The following is a 4,098-nucleotide window of genomic DNA, read 5'->3' as shown; positions in this document are numbered from 1 at the left end:
TTCATGTCTTCATCTTATGAAACTTCGGACTCCATGAAAATAAGCATACCTCAGTTTGGCGCAGGCAAATATTGACGCCTCCGTCGGAAGCATCGGAGATTCTTATGACAACGCGCTAGCCGAAACCATCAATGGTTTGTACAAGACCGAAGTCATACGGCATCGCGGTCCTTGGCGTAGTATCGAAGAAGTAGAATTTGCCACATTGGAATGGGTGGATTGGTTCAACAATCGAAGACTGCTGGACGCAATCGGATATGTCCCACCGGCAGAATTTGAAAAGGCGTATCATCGCCAACAGGAAGAGTCAGCTGATGCAGCTTGATTCAAGAAAACATGTCTCCGGAAAATCGGGGGCGATTCAGCCAGACCACATTCTCGGACCAGCGAATCACCAGTTCTTCATCACTCAGATTGAATGCGTGCTTCAGATACAGCAAGGAAGCCATCAATCGAATGGGCAAACGCGGCCGGCCCGCAGCGCTCACTCCTGTGCCCGCAGTCGCTAACGCTGTGCCGAAAATATCGCTGAACTCTACCATGTGGCCTTGACGATTCTTGCGCTCGAAAGCTGGTGCAAGGGCTGCTTCAATATCGGGCCACGGTAGTCGATTTGCCAATACCACCAAGGGATGGTGCAGATCGATCATCTGGTCGAGACGTGCACGAAAAAAATCATCAGTCGGCATTTAAACTTCCCCTAATTCCCTCAGGTTTTGATGCCTATATTATAATTTCCCAGGGATCTCAGCGTTTACTAATTCGCATGAATTCCAATATTTATGGGGTCTCCAAGCGTTTTGCAGGACTGACTACTTATCGAGAAACCCTGCGAGATAAAATGATGGAATCATTCGATGATAATAATGGAACTACAGGGTAGAGGCAAAAACACACGGGTAATCCCCCCATTTTTAATGGGAACTTACAGTAGAGAGTTTTAGTTTAAAAGCTTCTGCCAGCAACATTCTGAACAGCAGCAACCCGGGATAGGCGGGACGGCCTGCGGCATCATATGTGGGGGCATAATGTTCAGCGATTGCTTTTTCTATCGGTTCCCAATCAATCAGGTAATCGATTTGATTGAGAAAGTTTCCTTTGCGGGTACGGCGGGTGGCATCAAACTCTGAAAAAACTCATATCAATTAACTCAACAATATGATTCAAAGTATTATTGTATCGTCATCCGCACCTGAAAATGATTCTAACTGTGCAAAGTTCTTATCGTTTATAACTCTTTCTAATCTGCCCCTAATTCTTATGCCCCATTTGCTGTGCTACCCACATCGGATTTTACTTCTTGAAAGCAAAGTTGATGCAAAGGTGTGACGGGGCTGATAAAGATTGCGGTATTTAAAGCCAGCTCGTTTCAATGCCGGTATCAAAACATTTCTTGATTAGTTACTTGCCTCAGAAACTCTCAATATAGCGACTGGAAGAGGATTTGTATTCACGGCGGCACGGAGTAATCGCGACACCATAGTAGCCAAATCAAAACGACGGTTGAAGCGACAAGAGAATTCTGCAAGATAGCGATGCGCATATTTGGCGTGATTGAATGCGTGGTATGTTCCACTGAGCGGAGTCTTGAGATTGCCAAGTCAGGGTATTGACCCAATGAAACTCGGGACGTTGCACAGCGAGCTTGCCGCTTTCCGTAACATGGCGTTGATGCTGTGCAGCGGTGTGAGTAACAGCCTCGAAACACCATAAACGATCGGATACCACATGTGCAGTAGAAACCAGACATTTGGTCGACCACTGTCTAAGCGCCTCATGCGTAAAACCTGCCACAGGTTTTACGCACATAAAATGTGGCTTGCCTTCGTTATTTGTCTGTATCGCTGCTACAAATGGCGTTTTACCTGCAGCGCCTCGGCCGCGCTTTCCTTGCTTCTCGCCTCCCAAATTATGCATCATCAGTCTCTACGCGCCCATCCAGACAGCGTTGCTCTTTACGCAACAGCATGGTTTGCACCAACTTATGCTTGATCGACTACGTCATTTTGTAACTTACCCCTAACTGGCGCTAAAGTTTCAAAGCACTTGCCGCATTCTTGCTTTGCGTCATCAAATAAATGGCCAAAAACCAGATCGTCAGAGGAAGTTTGGTATTTTCAAATACAGTGCCCGCAATTGAGGAAGACTGATAGCCACAGCCCAGACACTCCCATAACTTGCGCCCGTTATGGGTGCAGCAATAATGCGTTCCATCGCAGCGTGAACATTTCCAGTCTTGTGGCTACCTTGAAGCAAACAACGCTGATTCACATTGTGCCTCCGTGCCATATCGACGCAAAAATTCATGCAGTGACAGGCCAGCTTGAAACTGAATTTTATTTATCGCTATTACTTTTCCTCTGGTTTTGTTGTGTATTCTCCCATTCTACAATCCTATCTGAGGAATGTAACTAATCAGGAAACATTTTATCGAATGACCTGATTATCTTTCCACGACTTGTTATGGCGCGGATCATGAAAAACAATTTCATTGAATTTTTTCGTATAGGCCTGCTGACTAAGTAAGGCTTCTCTGGCTTGTGGCTGCTGCGTGACTGTATGTTCTCCTGATTTGGTTTTTGTGCCTTTCAAGTGATTTCCGTATAGCCTAATTCTGCAGGCAGGATTCCAAGATGTTGCTTCCACAGCGCTGTTTTATGCGATAGAAAAACCGAAACGGCGATTAGTCCGTTATTTTCCCTTCTAGCGTCGCGCGGGAGTGAGTGGCTTTTTCTGCAATTAACCGAGTGGCGGCGTCAATCTGCCCCCAGGTGTTCCAGAGCAGGACACCGCGCACTTGTTTATCGCGTAAATAATAAATGACGCCTTTGCGGAATGGCTCCTTCCAGTCTTCGATAATGTCGAGACTTGCATCCAGCTCTCCCACTGCTTCGTAACCCAGGTCAAACAGGTCAGAATAAAAGAAAGGGTGGTGACGATAGGCATCCGACTGTCCGGCCATGTTCCGACCTGCCATCTCTCCCATGACGTTTGAATTGTCCTCATGTTCCACGCGCATGCGTTTATCCAGCATTGCGCTATGGAAGTTCGCCACATCGCCCGCCGCGTAGATATCGGGATTGCTCGTGCGCAGTTGTTCGTCCACGATAATACCGTTGTCTACTGCAAGCCCAGCTTGTGCGGCCAACTCGGTGTTAGGCTGAATGCCCAGCCCGGCCACAACTCCATCCACAGTAATTTCCGTGCCGTTTCCTGTGGTTACAATGGTCTTGCCGCCAGCGGTGGCTCGCACGGATTTAACGGTTTCAGACGCAAGTATGGTGACTCCCTTCTCGCGGTAATAGGAATTTATGAACTCAGCCAGAGGCTGTGGATAAACGCGTGCACCGATACCGCTTTCCGGAAAAATCATCGTGACCCGCTTGTTGTTCATGGTCAGTGCCGCGCTAATTTCGGAACCAATGAAGCCTCCCCCAATCACTACAAAATCCGAACCTTGTTCACTCAATTCACGCAGCTTGCGATAGTCGTCGGCAGTTCGAAAGTAGATGATGTTCTTGTCTGAATCCGGCAAGCGCCGCACGGAACCTCCTGTGGCTAGTAACAGCTTTTCATAGGTGTACACGTTTCCAGCATCATCTGTCGCGGTTTTTTGGGATGAATCCAGTGCCACAATTTTTTTGCCCACGTGTGCTGCGACATTGAGTCCTTCGGCATCACGCCAAATGGATTCATACGGCGTATCCTTCCACAGCGATTTAGAAAGCGGTGGACGATCATAAGGCAGATGGCGCTCCTCGCAAATCATGGCGATGGCCCCTTCCTGGTCAATTTTACGGATACCGCGAACAGCGGAGTCAGCAGCCATGCCGCCGCCAACGATAAGGTATTTATGGTGTTTCATGATAGGCCTCTCCTTTATCAACAAGCATCAAGCGCATACGTAGAGTTATTCAAATTATAACGTGATCTGACTGGCAGGCGTTATGTTTATGTCTGGTCTGTTGGCGCTTGCAGCAATGTATGGGTGATCGCTTATGTCTTTGGGTGATCATTGGCTTTGATGAAATGGGGGCTTAAAGAATTGAGGTATGCTTATTTTCATGGAGTCCGAAGTTTCATAAGATGAAGACATGA

2 protein-coding genes and 3 pseudogenes are annotated in these 4,098 nt (G+C 47.4%); 1 reads left to right on the top strand and 4 read right to left on the bottom strand.

All coding sequences use genetic code 11. The features are described from left to right. Positions 1-55: 55 nt before the first annotated feature. Positions 56-325, top strand: a pseudogene (locus QZV86_RS13510) (integrase core domain-containing protein); the annotation flags it as partial. A 40-nt stretch (positions 326-365) separates the two neighbouring features. On the opposite strand, the pseudogene QZV86_RS13505 reads toward QZV86_RS13510, so the two are convergent. The 4 genes and pseudogenes from QZV86_RS13505 to QZV86_RS13490 all read right to left on the bottom strand — a co-directional run. Continuing rightward, a pseudogene (locus QZV86_RS13505) lies at positions 366-689 on the bottom strand (transposase); the annotation flags it as partial. Positions 690-1,397: 708 nt separating this feature from the next. Then, positions 1,398-2,350 (bottom strand): annotated as a pseudogene (locus tag QZV86_RS13500) (IS1595 family transposase). 77 nt (positions 2,351-2,427) lie between these two features. Then, the gene (locus tag QZV86_RS13495) at positions 2,428-2,592 is read right to left on the bottom strand and encodes a hypothetical protein (protein ID WP_295629203.1); all 165 of its coding nucleotides are present in this window, start codon (positions 2,590-2,592) and stop codon (positions 2,428-2,430) included. A gap of 91 nt (positions 2,593-2,683) precedes the next feature. Continuing rightward, positions 2,684-3,865, bottom strand: a complete 1,182-nt coding sequence (locus tag QZV86_RS13490) for an FAD-dependent oxidoreductase (RefSeq protein ID WP_295629201.1) — start codon at positions 3,863-3,865, stop codon at positions 2,684-2,686. Positions 3,866-4,098 lie beyond the last annotated feature (233 nt).

The organism is uncultured Nitrosomonas sp. (assembly GCF_902826915.1).
In the GTDB taxonomy this organism is placed as follows: Bacteria; Pseudomonadota; Gammaproteobacteria; order Burkholderiales; family Nitrosomonadaceae; genus Nitrosomonas.
The sequence above is the reverse complement of the archived record's forward strand: the minus strand, read 5'-3'. Positions and strand labels throughout refer to the sequence as shown.

What these genes read in the sequence shown, in the direction of transcription:
- QZV86_RS13490 (WP_295629201.1), bottom strand. Translation starts at nt 3,865, where the DNA reads ATGAAACACCATAAATACCTTATCGTTGGCGGCGGCATGGCTGCTGAC.